The sequence below is a fragment of the Pontibacter aydingkolensis genome (genome assembly GCF_019443125.1).
In the GTDB taxonomy this organism is placed as follows: domain Bacteria; phylum Bacteroidota; class Bacteroidia; order Cytophagales; family Hymenobacteraceae; genus Pontibacter; species Pontibacter aydingkolensis.
In genome coordinates this window covers 212851-233870 of record NZ_JAHYXK010000002.1, presented here as the reverse complement: position 1 = coordinate 233870, position 21020 = coordinate 212851, and the positions used below count along the sequence as shown (strand labels likewise).

Here is a 21020-nt window from a genome sequence, read left to right as displayed (position 1 = left end):
AATGTATATATTAATAAGAGTACCCGATAGAAAAGTTAAACTGCGGCAGCGGCACCAGGAATATAGCAGAGTTTTTTTCGGCTACCACTGCATGGCCTATTATATTGTCTGTAAGCAATTCGTCGGCACCAACAGCGCGTGCATACTTTACGCGTCCTCCTAAGCCTGCACCTGTCTCAAGCGTAAAATGCCTGCCTAACTGAAACTGCCATCCTAACTGGTAACTTAGGTCTAAAGAGTTTTGGTACAGCCTGCCTACAAAACGATAATCAGGGTCTGAAGGCGGCAGATCCTCCACACCGAAAACATTCTTTTCAAACACCAGTAACCTGTACCCGAACACAGGGCCATGGTAAAACCCGAATGGAGATTGTTTCTTTTGGGATGTATAATGGCGCTGGCTCATACGCACACCCAGTCCGTTTACCTTTTTCTCGTCAGGCAAAAACCCTGAGCCTTTAAAAGTAGAGTTATAGATATAACTAATGCCTAACTCATTTGATACCCTCGAAGACCTTAATTTTTCAAAGGCAAAACTGACCTGGTCTATATCAAGAGGCCTGAATTTGATGATACGGTCATGCTCGGGGTTTAGAACCTTATCCTCAGAATCAATAACGTCTTCGTGCTGAGCCTGTGCAGCGCTTAAAGGAGCAAGTGCGATGGCTAAAAATGATACGAGCCAGCTAAGGTGTTTTATATACTTCATAAGGAGGATTTTTTAACGGGAAAATGACAGATAAAGAGATGTAACTATTTGCCTACGACTGGTTTATGGTTTCTGTTTGGTTTTGTGCTATGCAGGGTTAAAGATCAAAAATAGGGTAAGAATTAATTGTAGACTGTATTTGATAACTCAGACAATTATAGGGCGTATACTCAAATTATTTTAGTTCTAATTGTGTAAAAGAAAACATCTAAAATTATGAAAAAAATTGCATCAACAGGTATTCTGGTAGCAGCCTTTTTGTTTGGAATGTCATCATGCAACCAAGAGCAGGGTGCTGTGGAAGAAGCTCAGGAAACAAACGAGCAAATGGCCGAAGACACCGAAATGGAGGATCAGATGACCCACATGTCTGACTTTATGACTAAGGCTGCCTCTGGAGGGATGATGGAGGTTGAGCTAGGTAAGTTAGCACAGCAGAAAGGTCAGATGAAGGAGGTAAAAGATTTTGGGAGCATGATGGTAAAAGATCATGAGCAAGTCAATCAGGAGTTGAGGTCACACGCTTCCAGACTTAACATTACTCTTCCAGACAGTATGGGCCAGGATCATATGGACCATGTAAAAGAGCTGCGCAACAAAACAGGGGCAGAGTTCGATAGAGCATACATGGACCTGATGGTAAGCGACCATGAAGAAGATATAGAAGCTTTTGAAGACGCTGCCAATAACCTAGAAGATGCCCAGTTAAAAACATTTGCGAGCAACACTGTTACAAAGCTCCGGCAGCACCATGAGCGAGCAAAGCAGGTGAAAGATATGGTTGATAAAAAGAACCGGTAACCTTAAGCAATTCATTAAGGTAAAACATAAAAAGCATCTGTGAGTATCTATACTTACAGATGCTTTTTATTTAAACACTTAATTATGAAAAGATATTTAGCTTTTAGCTTCTTGCTATGCCTGTTATTGGCAAGCTGCAACTCTGATGATAGTATAGAGCTGGCAAAAGAGCAAAGCATGCAGCAGTTTGAGGCTGCCGGCATAGAGAACATGGAAAATGATGCCCTTTTTGCCGCTGAGGCTGCCAGTGCGAACATGTTATTGGTACAGCTTAGCGATGCTGCTATAAACCGGGGAGTAAGTCCGGAAGTTAAGAACTTTGCCCAGCGTGCAGAGAACACACACCGTCAGATGAACAACGAATTGGAAGATGTGGCCTGGCAGACAAACATCGTACTCCCTCAGACGCTTGGCAACGCTGACCAAAAAACATTTGATGAATTGATGGAAAAGGAAGGTATTTCGTTTGATGTAGAGTTTATCCGGACTATGCTTGACCAGCACGAAGACTTGCTGAAGCGGTATGATGATATAGCTGAGAACGGCACTAGCATGGAGGTAAAACAATATGCATCCAGGCAGCTACCTGTATTGCGCCAGCACACCGATGCAGCCCAGCGCCTGAAAGAGAAAATCGATTAAAAACAAAAGGGGCAGCCACTACATAAGCGGCTGCCCCTTTTGATAAACTTTATACTTCACCGTTTTCGCGGTAGTGGCTGGTCTTTAATTCTTCTGCCAGGAAGCGGGAAGTATAGCCTTTCTTTACTTTGGCCACCTGTTCCGGTGTTCCAGAAGCCACAATTGTTCCGCCGCCCTCACCGCCTTCCGGACCTATATCAATAATATGGTCTGCAATTTTGATCAGGTCGAGGTTGTGCTCGATAATGAGCACAGTGTTGCCCTTATCTGTTAGTTTATGCAGTACCTCTGAGAGGTGCTCAATGTCCTGAAAGTGAAGTCCGGTTGTTGGCTCGTCCAGGATGTAAAGCGTTTGGCCGGTATCTTTCTTGGATAGTTCTGTGGCCAGTTTTACGCGCTGTGCCTCACCACCCGATAAAGTAGTTGCCTGCTGCCCTAAGGTAATGTAACCCAATCCTACATCATTCAACGTCTGGATCTTACGCAGAATACGCGGCTGACTTTCAAAGAAATCTACCGCCTGCTCTACAGTCATGTCCAGTACATCAGTTACGCTCTTGCCTTTAAAGCGCACCTCCAGCGTTTCCCGGTTGTAGCGTTTGCCTTTGCATACTTCGCAGGGCACATATACATCCGGCAGGAAGTTCATTTCGATGGTTCGCATTCCGGCTCCTTCACAGGCTTCGCAGCGTCCGCCCTTTACGTTAAATGAGAACCGTCCTGGCGAATAGCCCCTTATCTTAGCCTCCGGTAGTTGGGCAAACAATGTGCGTATATCTGTAAACACACCGGTATAGGTGGCAGGGTTAGAGCGTGGCGTACGGCCAATCGGCGACTGGTCTACCTCAATTACTTTGTCCAGGTGCTCCAGGCCTTCTATACTTTTGTAGGGCAGTGGCTCACGCTTGGCACGGAAAAAGTGCGTGTTAAGTATAGGGTAAAGCGTATCGTGTATCAACGACGACTTGCCGCTACCCGATACTCCCGTAACGCAGATCATTTTGCCTAATGGCAGTTCCAGTGTCACGTTTTTCAGGTTGTGGCCGGTTGCGCCTTTTAATTTAAGCTTTTTGCCGTTGCCTTCACGCTTTTTACGGGGCACCTGTATGCCTCTGCGGTTACTCAGGAAGTCAGCGGTGGTAGTGCCGGCGTTCATCATCTCATCCGGAGTTCCGGCTGTTACTACCTGGCCGCCATGTATACCCGCGCCAGGGCCAATATCCACCACGTAATCGGCCTGCATGATCATGTCTTTATCATGCTCTACTACAATAATGGAATTGCCTAGGTCGCGCAGGTCTTTCAGGGCGTTTATCAGGCGTTCGTTGTCGCGTTGGTGCAGGCCTATACTTGGCTCATCCATAATGTATAGCACACCTACCAGCTGCGTGCCTATCTGCGTGGCCAATCGTATACGCTGGCTTTCGCCACCCGAAAGCGTTTTTACAGGGCGGTGCAGGCTCAGGTAATCCAAGCCAACATCAAGCAAAAAGCCGATGCGTTTCCGTATCTCCTTTAAAAGCTCTTTGGCGATCACGTTCTGGCGTTCATTCAGTCTTTCCTCCAACCCCTCAAACCATGCAGCCAATTTGTTTATGTCGAGTACTGACAGCTCACCGATGTTCTTGTTATCGATCTTAAAGTGCAGCGACTCCTTTTTAAGCCTGTGGCCATTACACTCAGGGCAAGTATTAGTCTGCGTGAAATCCTCTACCCACGAGCGGATGTTATCGGAATCAGACTCCATCTGGTTCTTGAGGAAGTTAATAATGCCCTCAAACTCTACAATGTAGCTGCCTTTTTTAGTGTTCACTTCCAGGTCCTCATCCAAACCATAAAGCAATACCTTCAGCATATCTTCCGGCAGGTCTTTGATTGGTGTTGAAACCGATACTTTAAAATGCTTGAACAGGGCCTCTATCTGCTTAAAGATCCAGATGTCGCGGTATTCGCCAAGCGGCGCAATGCCACCGCGACGTATGCTTAAACTTTTATCCGGAATAACAGACTCCTCGGTTATTTCCTGTATCTCTCCCAAGCCATTACACACCGGGCAGGCACCGTAAGGCGAGTTAAACGAGAAGGAGTTTGGAGCAGGGTCGTCGTAGGCAATACCGGTAGCCGGGTCCATGAGGTGGCGTGAAAAGAAATGCGTTTTGTCTGCATCCACATCAAGTATAAGCACTGTGCCTTTGCCATGTGTAAGGGCATTCTGTATAGAGCTGGACAAGCGGAAACGGTCATCTTCCTTTACCACAATCTTGTCGATCACGATCTCAATGTCGTGGATTTTATACCTGTCCACCTGCATCTTGGGCGTTATCTCCAGTAGTTCGCCATCAACACGGGCACGTATAAAGCCCATTTTACGTATCTGCTGGAAAAGTTCGCGGTAGTGGCCTTTACGGCCTTTTACTACCGGTGCCAGTACCACAATACGCTTGCCGTCAAAGTTGTCCAGGATGTGGCTCACAATCTGGTCGTCGCTTTGGCGCACCATTTTATCGCCGGTTACATAACTGAACGCCTCTGCGGTACGTGCCCACAAGAGCCGCATAAAGTCATAAATCTCGGTAATGGTGCCTACGGTAGAGCGGGGGTTACGGCTGGTGGTTTTCTGCTCTATAGAGATAACCGGCGAAAGTCCCTCAATTTTATCTACGTTTGGCCTCTCCAGGCCGCCCATAAAGCTGCGGGCATAGGCCGAGAAGGTTTCCATGTAGCGGCGCTGGCCTTCGGCATAGATAGTATCGAAAGCCAGGGATGATTTGCCCGAGCCACTAATGCCGGTAAACACCACCAACTGGTAGCGCGGAAGCTTGATGGAAATATTTTTAAGGTTATGTTCGCGGGCACCGTATACTTCAATTTGCTGCGCATCGCCGGTTATGGCTGTGGTTTGCGCGTTGGTTGCTGTGCCTGTTAAAGCAGTTTGTTGCTCTTGGTTGAAATCCATTCAGGATAAGTGGTTTTAAATCGCAATTTACAAAAACGGAAGGGTTTTACAGCAGCAAAACCCTAACCACTCTTAACAGAAAACGCTGCTAATTGGTTTACCTTTCCTTAAGTAAAGTATAGCAGTACTTAATCTGTGCTTTCGTAGCTGCTGGTTTCCTTTTCGTGCAGTGCGGCGTGGTGGTGGCTGGTATGGGCGTAATCTTCGCGCTGGCGTTCTATAAGCTTTTGTTTTTGCACATACCTGTAAAGGCTATAAATGGCCAATAACAGTCCTGCAGGCATTAAAATAAGGCCAATTATTTCCATGTACAGGTCCTGAGACAGCTTTACGGCTGCAAATCCGCCGCCTAGTAGTGCAATAGCTGTGCGCATGTAAGCCATCAGTGTACGTTCGTTTGCAAAGATGGTCCGCTGTATAGCCATTTGGTCACGAATCTCTGAGTTCTTTTTTTCCTGCTGTTTTAGCTTCTTCTTTAGTTTTTCTATCTCTTCCTGTTCCTGGTAGGGCATGGTGGTTCTTTTAGATGGGTACACGGAGCTGAAAACCAAAGGATTTACGCATGCTAATTAGTTTTTGCCATCATTTTCATACTTGCTGCTCTCGGCATGGGTTCTTTCATGCTCGTGGCTGGTGGGGCAGTAATCCTGGTGGTGCCCTTCTATGATCTTCTGCTTATGCCTATACCTCATAAAGCTATAAATCGCCAATATGATCCCAATTGGGATAAGGATCATACCAATCACTTCCAGGTAAAGGTCATCAGAGAATTTAATGGCAACAAAGCCGCCAACAGATACAGTCATGGCTGTGCGCAGATAGGCCATCAGGGTCCGTTCGTTTGCAAAGATGGTCCGTTGCGTTGCCATATGGTCCCGGACTTCCGCGTTTTTCTTCTCCTGTACCTTAAGCTTTTTCTTTAGCTTCTTTATCTGTTCCTTGTCCTCGCTAAGCATAACACTGTCGCTTTAAAAAATATACGAGGGCGACACTGTTAAGTATACTTTGCCGGATCAGACAACTGTTATAACTGTGCAATAAACTAGAATACCACTTCTAATGAGCCTTTATACACTCTGCCGGTAACAGCATGGATGAGGTGGTAGAAAAATGCACCCATTCCAGAGGAAGTTGGTGGAGCCCAGTCATTCTTATACCTGTTGGTGCGGTATACTTCCTTGCCTCAGCTGTTAAATATCCTTAGTTCCCAGTCATCTTCTGTAAGGCCGTGTATAAAAAATACCTCGATCAGTCCATTGCCGTTCGAGGTAATAATGTTAGGAATAAATAAACCGCCCACGCAATTCTTAAACTTTACCCTGATCCCGTCTGTGGCTTCGCAATGCTGGTTGTAGGCGCGGAGTTTGTAAAGGTCTGGCTTAGTAACTATAAGCTCTGCCTCGGTGGTCCCGTCGGAATGAAAGACTAGCCTGCCTTGGTCATCGGCCCTAGAAGCGGTGCCTTCGAAGGCGTTCATGGAGCTGTTAGTAAGTGTTACAGGAGTGCCACTGTTAAAGTCCAGTCCTGCTCTGTCGCCGAAGTACCTGATATTGGCATGCTTCTGGTTTTGCGCCTGAAGTGGCAGTTGGGTTAGCAAAAGAAAAGTATAAAAAGTGGCCCTTTACACCATGCACAGAGTCTATCCACAAGCGCTATATTGTTTTTTTAGTATAGTTTTATATTGGCGGATGTAAATGTAACTCTAATAGAATGTTATAGAATAGGCAAGCCAGAATATTTAGTAGAAGTACTGGTGGGTTAATGAAAAAGCCCGCTGTGTTGGCAGCGGGCTTTCGTGAAAGTATAAAATCTCTTACTCTTAGAAGTTTGGAGATAGCAGGTACTTGCTGTAGAAATCGTCGATCACTTTAACGGCCTCTGTGGCGTCGTCTACGATGTGGATTAGGTCCATGTCTTCGGCACTGATGTTGCTCTCAACATTCAACATAACATCCTCTATCCACTTGAACAGGCCTTCCCAGTAAGAACGGCCTACCAGTACGATCGGGAATGCACCGATCTTTTTAGTTTGGATAAGGGTGATCGCTTCAAACAACTCATCCAGCGTGCCAAAGCCCCCTGGCATTACTACGAAGCCCTGCGCATACTTCACAAACATTACCTTGCGCACAAAGAAGTAGTCGAAGTTGATCAGCTTATCGGAGTCGATGTAAATGTTGTTGAACTGTTCGAACGGCAGGTGGATGTTAAGGCCCACCGACTTACCGCCCTCTGAGTGAGCGCCTTTGTTGCCGGCCTCCATAATGCCCGGACCACCGCCAGTAATTACACCATAACCATGGCGTACCAGTTTGGCAGCAATCTCCTCGGCCATGATATAGTACTTGTGCGTGTTTTTAGTACGTGCCGAGCCGAAGATAGAAACGCATGGGCCAATCTTTGCCAGCTTCTCAAATCCTTCCACAAACTCCGACATTACCTTAAATATCTGCCACGAGTCTGCAATTTTAATCTCATTCCAGTCTTTATCTACAAAGGCCTGGCGTATTTTTTTATCCTCCGGGGAGGCTGGTGGAGCAGTAACCTGGCCGCTTTCGCGCAAATCAGTTACCGATCTTGCCTTGTTTTCGTTTACATCCGGCTTCAGGATAGTTTGTCCACTGCCTGTGTTAAGCTCCTGATCCTGGAGCTTTGTTTTGCTTGTCTTTCTAAGCTTTGTCATAATTTTCGTCATCTTCAACGCAGAGGCGCGTAAGCCTCCGGGCGCCATTTTATCAGGCGCACGTCATCTCTATTAAAATAAAAAATTTAAGGGTGTTCTGCATCAAGTGAGGAAGCACTGCAAATCAACCAAGGGTGTAAATATATCTATTTGGACCGGATTGCAATAACAGGATCCAAATTTGAGGCTAAAACAGCCGGAATAATTCCGGAAAGCATACCTATCACCGCCGATACGCCCAGGCCAAGTATAATGTTACCCACCGACAACGATACTTTCATCATGTCCTGCGGGATAAGCGTGAGCAAGAAAACCAGCAAAATGCCTATGCCTCCGCCAATTAAGCTCAGGAACACCGACTCGAACAGGAACTGGAAAAGTATAAAATAATTCTTAGCTCCTAAGGATTTTTGTATACCGATAATATTTGTGCGCTCTTTTACAGACACAAACATGATATTGGCAATACCAAAGCCGCCTACAAGTATGGCAAACCCACCTATTACCCAGCCGGCCAGCCCCACTACCTGAAAAAAGCCACCGATAGCCTGCATAATCATCTCAGGTCTGTTTAAGGCAAAGTTGTCTTCGTCGCGGGGGCGCAGGCCCCGTATGTTGCGCATCAGGCCACGTATTTCGTATTCCAGCTCCAGCAGGCCAACATCTTCTTCACGGCCTTTTACAGCAATTGTAGAGCCTATGCCATTTGGGCCTACATCAAACATCTTGGCAAAGGTGCCATAGGGTACAACACCCATCTGGTCAAAGTTAGGGGCACCAAACATGCTTTCGCCCTGCTTCTCCATTACGCCAATCACTACCAGTTTCTGGCCGGCTACTTTTATCTCCTGCCCCAGCGGCTCTGTGTGCGGGAAAAGGGCAGTAGCCATTTCTTTACCAATAATTACAACATTACGTGCCGCTGTAACCTCCTGCGGAATAAAATAACGGCCATCCTCTACCGGGATCTCGGTTACTTTGTTGTAATCGTATGTAACACCGATAATTCCGGCGTTAGAAAAACTGTTGCTTCCTTGTTTAAAGGTATTATTACCTTTGTCAGCAAAAATAGCGGTGCCGGCATCGTTTGTCAGGTTGCGCTCCAGCAGGCGGTACTCGCGCATGTTGGGTTGCGGCCACTGGAAATACTTCCACCAGGGGCGGTTGCCGTCAAAAGACCAGGGCCACTTCTGCACATAAATTACTTTGTCGCCAATAAAGCTCATACTATCACGAACATTGCGTTCCAGCGAGTCTACCAGCGTGAAAACGGATATAATGGCAAAGATACCTATCGTAACTCCCAGTAAAGAAAGTATAGTGCGCAGTAAGTTAGACCGCAGCGCCTGCCATGCAAACCGGAAGCTTTCTGCTATCAAGCGCAAGTATATCATAGGTTTAAGGTTGTATTATCTTATTAGCCAGAAGTAATTTTCTTAAAAGTAAGAATAATTCGGTCAAACTAAGTAAATTTGCGGCTCGATTTTTTGTTTTTTTGCTGGATTAGGCCCTATGATCATTGCCTGTTTTATCACCAGACATATTTACTAAAAGTTTAATACCGTAATATTAAATTTATGAAATTATCAGAATTCAAGTTTGACCTCCCTGAGAGCCTGATGGCCACGCACCCAACCGAAAACCGCGATGAGTCGCGCATGATGGTGCTGCACCGCGATACAGGCAAAATTGAGCACCGCGTTTTCAAAGACATCCTGGAGTATTTCGACGATGGCGATGTGATGGTGGTGAACGATACTAAAGTTTTTCCTGCCCGCCTTTACGGCAACAAAGAGAAAACAGGCGCCAAGATTGAGGTTTTCCTGCTGCGTGAGCTTAACAAAGACATTCACCTGTGGGATGTGCTGGTAGACCCGGCGCGTAAGATACGTGTAGGCAACAAGTTATACTTCGGCGACAGCGACCTGGTAGCCGAGGTAATTGACAATACGACTTCGCGTGGCCGTACCATTAAGTTTTTGTTTGATGGCACTGACGAGGAGTTTTACAAAACCATTAACGACCTGGGCGAAACGCCGCTTCCAAAATACATTAAGCGTGAAGCTGAGCCGGAAGACAGAGAACGCTACCAGACAGTTTACGCGAAGAACGTAGGCGCTGTGGCTGCTCCGACTGCGGGACTGCACTTTACAAAAGAAGTAATGAAGCGCCTGGAGATTAAAGGCGTTGACATGGCTCCGATAACACTGCACGTAGGTTTGGGTACTTTTCGTCCGGTAGATGTGGAAGACCTTACCAAGCACAAAATGGACTCAGAGAACTTTAAGGTTCCCGCTGAGACTGCTGAGATGGTAAATAAGGCATTGGATAACAAGAAGCGTGTGTGCGCCATTGGTACAACCACTATGCGTGCGCTGGAGTCTTCGGTATCAGCGAACAACCGCCTGAAGCCAAACGAGGGCTGGACAGACCGCTTTATCTTCCCTCCATACGATTTCAAAATAGCAAATGCGCTGGTAACTAACTTCCATATGCCGGAGAGCACACTGCTGATGATGGCTGCAGCCTTTGGCGGTTACGACCTGGTAATGAAAGCTTACGAAGAGGCTGTAAAAGAGAAATACCGTTTCTTTAGCTACGGTGACGTAATGCTTATACTTTAAGCTTATACTCTACAGAAAATACAGATGCCCCAGCCTGCCAGGTTGGGGCATTTTTTATTGTCTGAATATGGATTTCAGGATTAAAGGATTAGCAGAACTAATGGGTTATTAGGATATATGTCACAAGTTTAGCTTTAGCGTAACTTGTGGCATGGATAATTTTTTAACTATCCAACTCTGCTCTTTCTAACTTGCTAACTTTTAACTTTGCAGCATGACGCAACAACTCCCGGAATACGCAATTATAGTGGCTGGCGGTAGCGGCACCCGCATGCAGCACGACCTGCCCAAGCAGTTTATCGAGGTGGCCGGCAAACCAATACTGATGCATACTATTGAACGGTTTTACAAGTATAATTCCGCTGTAAGGTTAATAGTGGTTTTGCCGCAGGAACAGTTAACTTCCTGGCGCGAACTGTGCCGGAAGCATAGCTTTAAGCTTTTCCATATGACGGTGGCCGGAGGCACAACGCGTTTCGGCTCTGTTAAAAATGGGTTAGATGCGGTAATGGGAGATGGCTTAATTGCTGTGCACGATGGAGTGCGCCCTTTTGTGGACGTAGAAACAATAAAAGGCGCTTACGAGGCTGCGGCAAAGTATGGCAGTGCTGTGGTAGCCGTACCCCCAAAAGACTCAATCAGAGAGTTAACCGGGGAGGGAAGCCGCGCCGTGCCACGTGCAAAGTATAAGATGGTGCAGACCCCACAGGTTTTCCAGGCAAGTATACTTCGTAAAGCCTACGAGCAATCTGAGCAGGAATACTTTACCGACGATGCCTCGGTAGTTGAAAGTATAGGGCAACCTATAACGCTTGTAGAAGGTAGCTACCGCAACATCAAAATTACTACCCCCGAAGATCTTATATTGGCAGAGGCTTTCGCGACTACAGATTAAGGGGATTTAGGTTGATTTTTGGGATTTTCTGAGTACGGAGCCCAAATGTTCCTGTCTTTTCCCGAAACTATTCCGAGATCTATGACTTGTCTAAGGCGGGGAGTTTTATTTTTAAGTTCTGAAGTATAAGTTTCATTGATGAAGCCAATGGCGGACAGGTCGCAACCTGTCCCTACAGCACAATTCCCGCTGCTCCCTTTTTGTCATCCTGCAAGGATCTTAGTAGAAGGGAGTTTAAGCAACAGCTACAGAGTTTATACTTTCCCTAAAGCAGTAATAGAAATTCCCCTCTTGAGAGGGGTAAGGAGTGTGTTAGTCCTCGCTGCAGAGAATCCTGTATATCCATTAATCCAGTAAATCCTGATTCAGACAAGTTTTACACCACTATCTGCCGTCCAGCCTCCAGAAACACCTGATTTTCCTGCACAACCTCCGCTGAAATAGGCTCAAGTGTAGGTTCAGGCTTGGAGAGATTTAGCAAGTACCCCTGCAAGGGTATAAGGTTAGCCAGGTCGTGAGTGATGCAAAGTATGGTTTTGCCTTTTGTTATCGCCCAATCCTGCAGCAAGCTAAATACTTTGTTTTTATAGTATACATCCAGTTGCTGCGTAGGCTCATCTAAAAGTATAATTTCCGCATCCTGCAGCATGAGTTGGGCCAGCCATACCAATTGTTGCTCGCCGCCTGATAAGGTGGTAAAGTCGTGGTCTATGAGGTGGGTAAGTTGCAGTTGCTCCAGTACTTTTTCTGCCTGCTTATAATCTGCTGTATCGTAGTTTTCGAAGAAACGCTTTTTCCGGAATAGCCCCATCACTACCAGGTCGTGCACCTTTATCGGGAAGTTGATGACATTTTTCTGGGGCAGGTAGGAAAGTATGCCCTTTTCGGCAGGGTTGTGGAGGTGCTTCAGGTCATGGTCCTGCACCAGCAACTGCCCTTGATACTCCACCTTCTGCTGAAAAGCTTTGAAAAAAGTAGTTTTACCGGCTCCGTTATGGCCGATAACAGCCACAAAGGCAGGGGAGGGTATAGAAAAAGAAAGGTTGCGGATCAGGACCCTTTGGCCATAACCCGCAACCAAATTTTTTACTTCGATGACGTTATTCAATGAGTAAAGATCAATGATTAATGAATAATAGTTTTCGGGACAGGCCCAAAGGGTAATTACTCATTATTCACCAGTAATTACTAATTATTAGTACTCGTCTTCGTTAAACATGAAATCCTCTTTGGTAGGATAGTCAGGCCAGATTTCTTCGATGTTCTCGTAAGGCTGTCCGTCGTCTTCCAGGGCTTGTAGGTTTTCTACAACTTCCATCGGGGCACCTGAGCGAATTGAAAAGTCGATTAACTCGTCTTTTGTTGCTGGCCAGGGTGCATCTTCCAGATATGAAGCTAATTCAAGTGTCCAGTACATAGTATTTTCTCCTTTAACTTATTGGCTATTTTGAATGGATTGCAAAAGTATAAATAAATATAAAAACAAAAATTTTTTACTTAAAAAAATTGCTTTTTTGTCTGTTTTTAACAACACAACGCAAATAAACAGCAAATGTTCAAAATGCAGGAAGTTTTTTTAGGGATTGCAGTGCAAGTATAACAGTAGATGTATTATAGGCTTATGGGCAAACAGTAAAGTATAAAAAAGGCGCCTGCTAAAATTGAAACAGGCGCCTTTTGCTTTAATATTTTATAAAACCTTATTTGCTGATGGCGCTTAGCTGGCCCTGAAACATAGCGATCAGCTCCTGCTTGGTGTTGATCTTGCGGTTAAAGTTGCGGATCTTACCTTTTAGCATATTGCGGAAGGAGTCGTTGCCAGGGGCATCGCTTAACTTGCCCAGGTTATCCTCCAACACGCTCAGTTCGTTTTTATCTGATTTGATAAAGTCCGTGAGCGCGTTGATGCGAGCCTGTAAACCGTCTATTTCTGTAAAGCTATCGTTGCTGGCCTGCTGGCGCTTACGGATGTAGTGCTCCAGGCTGCTCATTTCAAACACCCTGTCGCAGGCTTTTATAAAGCGCTCCCAGATCATGTCAGAAACTTTAGGGTCTACAGGGCCAACTTTCTTCCACTCTGCCTGTAGTTCCTTGGCGCGCCTAACGGCATCGTTCAGGCTATTTTGCTGTAACAGCTTCTCGGCTTCAATAGCTAGCTCTTTCTTGCGCTCAAAGTTAACTTCGTAGTACTTCTCTCTCGATTCGTTCTTCTCGTTGTTTATTTTTTGCTTCAGGCGGTCAAAAAAGTGGTTATGCGCCTTGCGGAATTCCGTCCAGAGGTTAGTAGTGGTTTTGCGTGGCAGGTTACCGCCAACTTCTTTCCATTGGTTTTGTAGTTGCTTTAGTTTGGCTGTGGTAACTTCCCAGTCGTCGGAGTTTTGCAGTGCCACAGACTGCCTGATAAGGTCTCTGTACCGCTCATACGTGCGGTTAAGCATGCGCTTTTTGTCCTCAAAGTAGTCTTTTTTGCGCTCAAAAAATTTGTCGATAGCCGTTCTGAAACGCTCTTCAATCTCGTCGGTCAGTTCTTTTTCTACCGGACCTGTTTTGATCCAGGTGCTGCGCAGGTCTTTCAGCTTTTCAGTGGCTTCTTTCCACTCTATGCTGTTGCTGTGCGCCTCTGCTTCCTGTATCAGGGCTATTTTAGTAGATAGGTTCTTTTCGCGGTTCTGTTTGATGGTCTCGTTGATGTCTTCCTCTGCCTGGGTAAGCGTGTGGTAGATCTGTTCAAAATCGCCGAGGGCATCGTAGTTGCCTACCTGCTCTTTCATGTGGAGCACCTTCATCAAAAAGGAACCTTTGTTTTCGGAGGTTGCGATACGCTCCAGCAGGCTGTTTACCTTGCCCTGGAACATCTCGAAACGCTTAGCGAAGTATACCAGCGAATCATCTTCTGACTCTTTTACCTCACCCACCTGTCTGGCAGGGTAATTCATAAAGGGCTTTAACCACACTTGCTGGTCTTGAATAAAGCCATATTTTCTGGCTTCTTCCAATAGGTTGTTGTTTTCCATGTTACTGGACTGGGTTATGGATCGAAAATTAGGGTAAGGCGTTAAATTTAAACTAACTGTAGCATACGCAGGTTAGCCTTCATCGTTTGCCTAATTTGCTGCACATGGCAGCGCAAATAAAGCCTGACTAAGCCAAAACTGGTGCTAAAGCAAGTTTGGGCACACTTTACCCATACAGTTTTTACAAGTTTAATCATTTCAAATCAATTTTGTGAAGCTAAAACACATGAATTTTTGCGATATTTGTAATTCAGTACGAAATATTTACGCAATGCCTGTTTAATCTCGCCTGCATTCGTATGAGTACTTTCTTGAATAGCAAAAAATAAGCGAATAATCATAAAGCAAAAGTATGAGTAACGAAACCATTATTTTCTCGATGGCCGGGGTAAGTAAAATTTACCCGCCTCAGAAACAAGTGCTTAAAAATATCTACCTGTCGTTTTTCTATGGCGCTAAGATTGGTGTGCTGGGCCTTAACGGCTCTGGTAAATCAAGCTTGCTAAAGATTATTGCAGGTGTTGATAAGCAGATTCAGGGTGAAGTAGTTTGGAGCCCGGGCTATAGTGTTGGTTACCTGGAGCAGGAGCCGCAGCTTGATCCTACCAAAACCGTGCGCGAGGTAGTAGAAGAGGGCGTAGCTGAGGTGGTGGCCTTGTTGAAGGAATTTGACGAGATCAACATGAAGTTTGCCGAAGAGATGACCGACGATGAGATGAACAAGCTTATCGAGCGTCAGGGTGTAGTGCAGGAAAAACTTGACCATCATAATGCATGGGAACTGGATAACCGCCTGGAGCGTGCTATGGATGCCCTGCGCACACCGCCGGAAGATGCCATTATCGGAAACCTATCGGGTGGTGAGAAGCGCCGTGTGGCCCTTTGCCGCTTATTATTGCAGGAGCCGGATGTGTTGTTACTGGATGAGCCTACCAACCACCTGGATGCTGAGTCTGTGGACTGGCTGGAGCAGCACCTGCAGCAGTACAAAGGCACTGTGATCGCCGTTACCCACGACCGTTACTTCCTGGACAATGTAGCCGGCTGGATTCTGGAACTGGATCGTGGTGAGGGTATTCCGTGGAAAGGCAATTACAGCAGCTGGCTGGAGCAGAAAGCGGCCCGACTGGCTAAAGAAGAGAAGACCGAGAGTAAGCGCCAGAAAACACTACAGCGCGAGCTAGAGTGGGTGCGTATGGCCCCTAAAGCGCGTCATGCCAAGTCAAAGGCGCGTATCAGCCAGTACGATAAGCTTGCCAGCGAAGATGCTTCTAAGAAAGAAGAAAAACTGGAGCTATTTATACCAGATGGCCCGCGTTTGGGTAGTCAGGTAGTAGAAGTAAACCACGTAAGTAAAGCCTACGGCGATAAATTACTTTTCGAGGACCTGAACTTTGCGCTTCCGCAGGGTGGCATTGTGGGTATCATCGGTCCAAACGGTGCCGGTAAAACTACCTTGTTTAAGCTAATAACCGGACAGGAGAAGCCGGATGCAGGGGATTTTGAAGTAGGCTCTACTGTTCAGATTTCTTATGTAGACCAGGAACACGTTCAGCTCGATGGAAGTAAATCGGTATTCGAGGTGATTTCGGGTGGTACAGAGCACATGATGATGGCCGGACGCCAGGTTAACTCACGTGCCTATGTAAGCAAGTTCAACTTCTCGGGCGGCGACCAGGAGAAAAAAGTGGATAAGCTGTCGGGTGGTGAGCGAAACCGCGTGCACCTGGCCATGACACTGAAAGAAGGCGGTAACTTGCTTTTACTCGATGAGCCTACCAACGACCTGGACGTAAACGCGATCCGTGCGCTGGAAGATGCCCTGGAGAACTTTGCAGGTTGTGCCGTAATCATCTCTCACGACCGCTGGTTCCTGGACCGTATCTGCACGCACATCCTTGCTTTTGAAGGCGACTCGCAGGTATACTGGTTTGAGGGCAACTACAGCGAATATGAGGAGAACAAGAAGAAGCGCATGGGCGATATTGAGCCGAAGCGTATCCGCTATAAGAAGCTGGCATAATTTTAATGATGAATAATGAATCAGAAATGAAGAGTTGACTTCTGGTTCTGAAGTATAAAAAAGAGGCCGTTGCAGGAGTTGCAACGGCCTCTTTTTTATTCTGTACTCAAGTAACAGTATCTATAGCTGCCTTAGTTAAATCCTATTCGTTGTTTTTCCAGCCTTTAAATGCTTATCCTTGGTTTGATGATGTAAGTTATTGATTATAAGATATATGATACTTGCTAAGTATAGCTTTATACCTATATTTTAGCTTGTACTTGTTCAGATAAAAAATTACGGGTAGTAGAAATAAACATATCTTTTGTTATGACCGTATAATATTAGTACTAAAGCACTTAGGTGTTTTAACATTAATGTATTATTCAAATATAAAATTGCACGGTTATGAAAAAAGTTTACCCAACCAGTAATGAGGCAATTGCTTACTGGATAATAGCAGGCTGGCTGGCCGCTATTAGCGTGGTAGCAGCAATCGCAGTTTAAGTTCTAAGGCTTTGCTGCAGTGCTCGTAAGCGCTGCAGCAAAGTATAAACTTAGGTTATTGTCTCGCTGAAGTTTTAGACTTCACTTTAACAAACTCCAACTCATCGAAGTGGAAATCAGGGTTGTTGGAGTCGAGGCGCATTTCGGCTATACTTCCGTCTTCCCCTACCAGAAAACGCACCTTTGTCGGGTGTAACAGGGCATACTTGTTCTTCCAATCCAGATCAAATATTTCGTGCTGCCAGAAGTTTAATGTACCGCCCAAAGTTGGTGCAGGCACTAACTGCAATTCCAGTTTCCCGTTTTTAAGTGTAATAGTGGCATCGCCGTAGAGCTGGCTTCGGTAAGTTCCTGTATACTCGTTTAAGTCGCGGGCTGGCTTTGCTGTTTTTTTCTTCTCTTTTGATTTCTTCTCTTCTGCTTTCTCCTGTGCTTTTTTAGCCTGTGCAGCAGCATTTAAGTTAAATTGGCTCCAGTCGCGTCCATTCTGCACACCTAAAAACTGATCAATGGTGTAGTTGGCAAGCGGCGCCATAATGCTGCTCATGCTGTTGGTAAGTATAACAATGCCCAGTTTTTCTTCGGGTACAAGTACGGTACGGCTGTTCATGCCTTCGTGCCCGCCACCATGATATACCAATTTACGGCCTTCGTAATCGCTCACAAACCAACCCAGGCCGGCAGCCGCAAAATGTGTAGATGGGACGAGCTCTTCTGCGCGTTTGGAGATAGGCATAGGATTGTGTGCCGCCCACATGTTGCGGCTGGCATTCTCACTAAAAATTCGTTTGCCTTTGTAAGTACCCTGGTTTAGTTGGAGGCGCATCCATTGAGCCTGCTGGTTAACACTAGTAAAGATACCCGCCGCCGGGTTCCAGTTATCCCAGGCAACCTGTGTAGTGGCGTAGGGCTTCTTGTTTTCATCAAAGCCATGCGGAGAGGCTACGTTGCTAACACCCTTCAGGTCGTTTACAGAAATATAAGTACGGCTCATTCCGAGCGGCTGCAGAAATGTTTCTTTAATATAGTTCTCCCATGTTTCACCGCTTACATTTTCTATTACCTGGCCTGCCGTAATAAACATCAGGTTAGAGTATCCGTAGCCGTCGCGGAAATTGTAAACAGGCTTAAGGTAGCGCATGCGGCGTATAATCTCTGCGCGGCTGTACGTGGTATTATACCAAAGCAAATCGCCGCTGTAGGTCTTAAACCCTGCTCTGTGGCTTAGCAAATCCTCTATGGTAAGGTTCTCGGTAACAAACGGGTCGTAAAGCTGCAGGCCAGGCACATACTTCTTTACCTTATCTTTCCAGTTTATTTTACCGGCATCTACCAACGTGGCCAGGGCAGCGGCTGTATAGGCCTTGGAGTTGGAAGCAATCCCAAAAACAGTGTTTGCATCTACCTGACCTCCTTTTTTATTATCGAGCACACCGTAGCCTTTGGCAAAAATAACTGAGTCGTTCTTTACGATGGCAATAGCCATGCCGGGCACGTCCCAGTCTTTGAGGGCTTTCTGGTAGTAGGCGTCCAGTTTAGTGAGGTCGGCTGCGGTTTGGGCTTGTGCCTGCGGTAGTGCAACTATAGCGCAGAGTATAAACAGCAGTTTCAGGCGTAATAGGTTAGTATGGGTTCGTATCATCAGAAATATTGCTTAAATGGATGCAGCAAGTTACTTATTTTTAAATAACAGCGGAAATGGGCTGCAGCTATATAGTTGTTATACTTTTGTATCTTGCCTTGCTGCTCTAGCTTAAAGTATAGCCTGCGCCATGAATATCCACTACCTCACACATCCTAAAATAGACAAGCCGCAATGGGATGCGCTGATCACAGCATCTGAGCAGGGCCAGGTATATGCGCTATCGTGGTATCTGGATATGGTATCGCCGGGCTGGGATGCAGTGGTGGAACTGGATGCAGCCGGAAAGTATAAAACTTTAATGCCTGTGCCATGGCGAAAGAAATTAGGCATGCCCTACGTGAAGCAACCGCTTTTTTGCCAGCAGTTGGGTGTTTATACTTTGGCGGAAAGTATACCGGCGGTTACATATCAGCAGTTTTGGGCAGAGGTGCAGCAGCGGTTTAAGTATGTAGTGGGCTACCAGTTTAACACCGATAACCAATTAACACAGGAAATGGCACAGGAGCAAACCTATACTTTATACTTGCACCTTAACAAGGCTTACGAAGAGCTGCGACATCATTATACCCGAGACCGTAAAATAAACCTGAAGCGTGCGGAAAAAGCAGGCCTTCGGTTACAGCAGAGCCAGGATATAGAGCCACTTATACAGTTTTTTAAATCGGAAACAGCAGACAGAATTTATGGTGGGGTTTCGGAGGAGGCTTATAATTTGCTGCGTAAGTTATACGTGGCCATGCAGGAGAGAGGGCTGGCGCAACTATACTATACTGTAGATGCAGAAGGTAGAAAGAATGCAGGTTGCCTGTTTACAGTTTGGCGCAACCGCATTGTTTACCTCTTTAATGCTGCTCCTGCGCATGGCCGCAAGCAAAATGGCCGCACCCTTCTACTTGACCACATCATCCGAAAATACGCCCACCAGAACTTTATACTTGACTTTGAAAGCCCCGACGACCGTGAACCGGACATTGTGCATTTTTACCGTGGCTTCGGTGCCCAAACCATGCTTATACCTGTGCTGAAGTATAACCGGCTGCCCCAAAGTATAAAACTGATACGGGAGTTGAGGACGCGGCTGGTACAGCGGTTAAGAGGATAGTTTAAAAACTACTTGTTGCCTTGAGTTTGCAAACCGTGGCTAACCATGCCGGCAAGCTTTCAGCTATATCTTTTTCAGAAAAGTATAAAAGTATTCGGGGGGTGATTTTATTATACATGCCCAAATTTAGCGTTTGCGCAACTTGTGGCTATACATGGTGCCAGTTTGTAACTGGCGAGTTCCATATACTATACTTCCGCCTTTACAAACTGGCTATCATAGGCAACCACCTTTACCGCTGCGCTCAAACTGGCGGTATAAATGAACTATTAACTCGCTCTTCTGAAAAAGATATAGAACAAGATAAGACTGAAAGCCAGCCCACCAAAAACCATTAAATGAAATCCTGCAGCAGAGAATTACGCTTAATGCTCGTGCTCCTCTCGTGGTTTATGCGGGCCAGTTTCATAATCCTTCTTTTCCATCTCCAGGCGGTGCAGTTCCTCCGGCGATAATGTAGACTTGAGTGTGCCCAGGTTTGGCTGACCGGCATCCACCCAGGCGGTGTACCAATAGCTGGCCGTCATCCGGATTGCCAGGCGCATTTGGCGCTCTACCTGCCCGTTGAGTTTATTACTATAGGCCTGTGAAAAGGCGCGGGAGTACACACGGGTGGTCAGGTTGTTGCGCAGTTCAAAACTATACTTCTTTTCCTCGTCAAACTCCTGGGTAAGCTGGCGCTCAAAGTTAAAAACGGAGTCGAGGGCAAGGTGCGAACTAGCTACTATATCCCAGGCTTTTAGCTGCGGCTGCTCTAAATACTGCGCTTGTCCAACAAAAAAGTCGTAGTTGTCAGAAAACAGCTCCGGCAACCGCGACTCCCAGAAACCATGAATGCCACGCTGTCCGGTAAGCTGCCCGTTATAGTTCTGGGTGGTGTGCAGCGGTACGCAGGCATCGGCAACATAATGGCCAAGTTCGGCGCTTAGTCTAAGTATCTTATCTACATTTCGTTCTTTAAAAGCCTGCGTTAGCTGGTACTTCATAAAATTGATGTGCCAGGGCACAATGCCATAGGCTTGCAGGGTGTCTTCGGTATACTTTTCCACGGCCTGTTGCCAGTAGCGCGGCATTTTATACAGGGCGCTGTCGCCGTACACATCCAGGTCTATGTAGTGGCGGGGTGCTTCGTTGGCCACGGCGTAGCGGCGCTTGTCGGGGTTAACAGCGTTTTCGGTAATGTAGCGGATGTGCTTTTTGTAGAAGCCCACCATTTCGGGAGGCAGCGCAAACACAGCCAGCCGGTTTATGCGCTGGTGTGCGTAGAAGCCCCAACTGTAGCTCTGCGAAGGAAGCAAAATAATAAGGAGTACAAGTATAACTTTAGCGCTGTTAGCCATACTTGTTGCTTACGTTGGTTTGACCTATGTTGATGGGGTTAAATAATGTCTGTCTAAATAGCGGTGGGAATATAGATTATGCTATATTTACTCAGGGGTT

General features: G+C 46.2%; 19 protein-coding genes. 7 read left to right on the top strand and 12 right to left on the bottom strand.

Translation table 11 applies throughout. From position 1 onward, the window contains the following. Positions 1-10: 10 nt before the first annotated feature. A complete protein-coding gene (locus tag K0O23_RS03380; protein ID WP_219875982.1) occupies positions 11-709 on the bottom strand; it encodes a DUF3575 domain-containing protein in 699 nt (232 codons plus the stop codon). Between the two features lie 216 nt (positions 710-925). Here K0O23_RS03380 and K0O23_RS03375 point away from each other — a divergent pair, with 216 nt between their 5' ends. After that, entirely contained in the window at positions 926-1510 is a 585-nt protein-coding gene (locus tag K0O23_RS03375; RefSeq protein WP_219875981.1) for a DUF4142 domain-containing protein, read from the top strand. An 84-nt stretch (positions 1511-1594) separates the two neighbouring features. Continuing rightward, positions 1595-2152 carry a DUF4142 domain-containing protein gene (locus tag K0O23_RS03370; protein WP_219875980.1) on the top strand — a complete coding sequence of 186 codons (558 nt, stop codon included), beginning with the start codon at positions 1595-1597 and terminating at the stop codon, positions 2150-2152. A 49-nt stretch (positions 2153-2201) separates the two neighbouring features. Here K0O23_RS03370 and uvrA read toward each other — a convergent pair whose 3' ends face one another. From uvrA to K0O23_RS03340, 6 genes are all read right to left on the bottom strand, one after another. Next, positions 2202-5108: an excinuclease ABC subunit UvrA gene (gene uvrA / locus K0O23_RS03365; RefSeq protein ID WP_219875979.1), complete on the bottom strand. Its 2907-nt coding sequence runs from the start codon at positions 5106-5108 to the stop codon at positions 2202-2204. A gap of 128 nt (positions 5109-5236) precedes the next feature. Next, positions 5237-5620, bottom strand: a complete 384-nt coding sequence (locus K0O23_RS03360; RefSeq protein ID WP_219875978.1) for a YidH family protein — start codon at positions 5618-5620, stop codon at positions 5237-5239. A 57-nt stretch (positions 5621-5677) separates the two neighbouring features. Further along, on the bottom strand, positions 5678-6064 hold the full coding sequence (locus tag K0O23_RS03355) for a YidH family protein (protein ID WP_219875977.1): 387 nt from the start codon (positions 6062-6064) through the stop codon (positions 5678-5680). Between the two features lie 227 nt (positions 6065-6291). Further along, complete coding sequence (locus tag K0O23_RS03350) at positions 6292-6705, bottom strand: hypothetical protein (protein ID WP_219875976.1); 414 nt, start codon at positions 6703-6705, stop codon at positions 6292-6294. 222 nt (positions 6706-6927) lie between these two features. Continuing rightward, positions 6928-7791 carry an LOG family protein gene (locus K0O23_RS03345; protein WP_246596900.1) on the bottom strand — a complete coding sequence of 288 codons (864 nt, stop codon included), beginning with the start codon at positions 7789-7791 and terminating at the stop codon, positions 6928-6930. A 146-nt stretch (positions 7792-7937) separates the two neighbouring features. Beyond that, positions 7938-9185, bottom strand: coding sequence for an ABC transporter permease (locus K0O23_RS03340; RefSeq protein ID WP_219875975.1), 1248 nt, complete (start codon positions 9183-9185; stop codon positions 7938-7940). Between the two features lie 183 nt (positions 9186-9368). On the opposite strand from K0O23_RS03340, the gene queA reads away from it, so the two are divergent. Together queA and K0O23_RS03330 are read left to right on the top strand one after the other, a co-directional pair. Next, positions 9369-10415, top strand: a complete 1047-nt coding sequence (gene queA, locus K0O23_RS03335; RefSeq protein ID WP_219875974.1) for a tRNA preQ1(34) S-adenosylmethionine ribosyltransferase-isomerase QueA — start codon at positions 9369-9371, stop codon at positions 10413-10415. Between the two features lie 214 nt (positions 10416-10629). Continuing rightward, positions 10630-11310, top strand: a complete 681-nt coding sequence (locus K0O23_RS03330; RefSeq protein WP_219875973.1) for a 2-C-methyl-D-erythritol 4-phosphate cytidylyltransferase — start codon at positions 10630-10632, stop codon at positions 11308-11310. Positions 11311-11686: 376 nt separating this feature from the next. Here K0O23_RS03330 and K0O23_RS03325 read toward each other — a convergent pair whose 3' ends face one another. The 3 genes from K0O23_RS03325 to K0O23_RS03315 form a co-directional block, all read right to left on the bottom strand. Beyond that, positions 11687-12418: an ABC transporter ATP-binding protein gene (locus tag K0O23_RS03325; protein WP_219875972.1), complete on the bottom strand. Its 732-nt coding sequence runs from the start codon at positions 12416-12418 to the stop codon at positions 11687-11689. Between the two features lie 87 nt (positions 12419-12505). Next, entirely contained in the window at positions 12506-12727 is a 222-nt protein-coding gene (locus K0O23_RS03320) for a DUF2795 domain-containing protein (RefSeq protein ID WP_025608825.1), read from the bottom strand. A 283-nt stretch (positions 12728-13010) separates the two neighbouring features. Continuing rightward, positions 13011-14324, bottom strand: coding sequence for a DUF349 domain-containing protein (locus K0O23_RS03315; protein WP_219875971.1), 1314 nt, complete (start codon positions 14322-14324; stop codon positions 13011-13013). Between the two features lie 352 nt (positions 14325-14676). Between K0O23_RS03315 and ettA the strand changes: the two genes are divergently transcribed. After that, positions 14677-16347: an energy-dependent translational throttle protein EttA gene (gene ettA, locus K0O23_RS03310; protein ID WP_219875970.1), complete on the top strand. Its 1671-nt coding sequence runs from the start codon at positions 14677-14679 to the stop codon at positions 16345-16347. A 541-nt stretch (positions 16348-16888) separates the two neighbouring features. Here the strand turns inward: ettA and K0O23_RS03305 are convergent. After that, positions 16889-18475, bottom strand: a complete 1587-nt coding sequence (locus K0O23_RS03305) for a serine hydrolase (RefSeq protein WP_219875969.1) — start codon at positions 18473-18475, stop codon at positions 16889-16891. 130 nt (positions 18476-18605) lie between these two features. Here K0O23_RS03305 and K0O23_RS03300 point away from each other — a divergent pair, with 130 nt between their 5' ends. Together K0O23_RS03300 and K0O23_RS03295 are read left to right on the top strand one after the other, a co-directional pair. After that, positions 18606-19580, top strand: a complete 975-nt coding sequence (locus tag K0O23_RS03300) for a GNAT family N-acetyltransferase (protein ID WP_219875968.1) — start codon at positions 18606-18608, stop codon at positions 19578-19580. A gap of 35 nt (positions 19581-19615) precedes the next feature. After that, the gene (locus K0O23_RS03295) at positions 19616-19918 is read left to right on the top strand and encodes a hypothetical protein (RefSeq protein WP_219875967.1); all 303 of its coding nucleotides are present in this window, start codon (positions 19616-19618) and stop codon (positions 19916-19918) included. A 27-nt stretch (positions 19919-19945) separates the two neighbouring features. Here K0O23_RS03295 and K0O23_RS03290 read toward each other — a convergent pair whose 3' ends face one another. Then, a complete protein-coding gene (locus K0O23_RS03290) occupies positions 19946-20920 on the bottom strand; it encodes a zinc dependent phospholipase C family protein (protein ID WP_219875966.1) in 975 nt (324 codons plus the stop codon). Positions 20921-21020 lie beyond the last annotated feature (100 nt).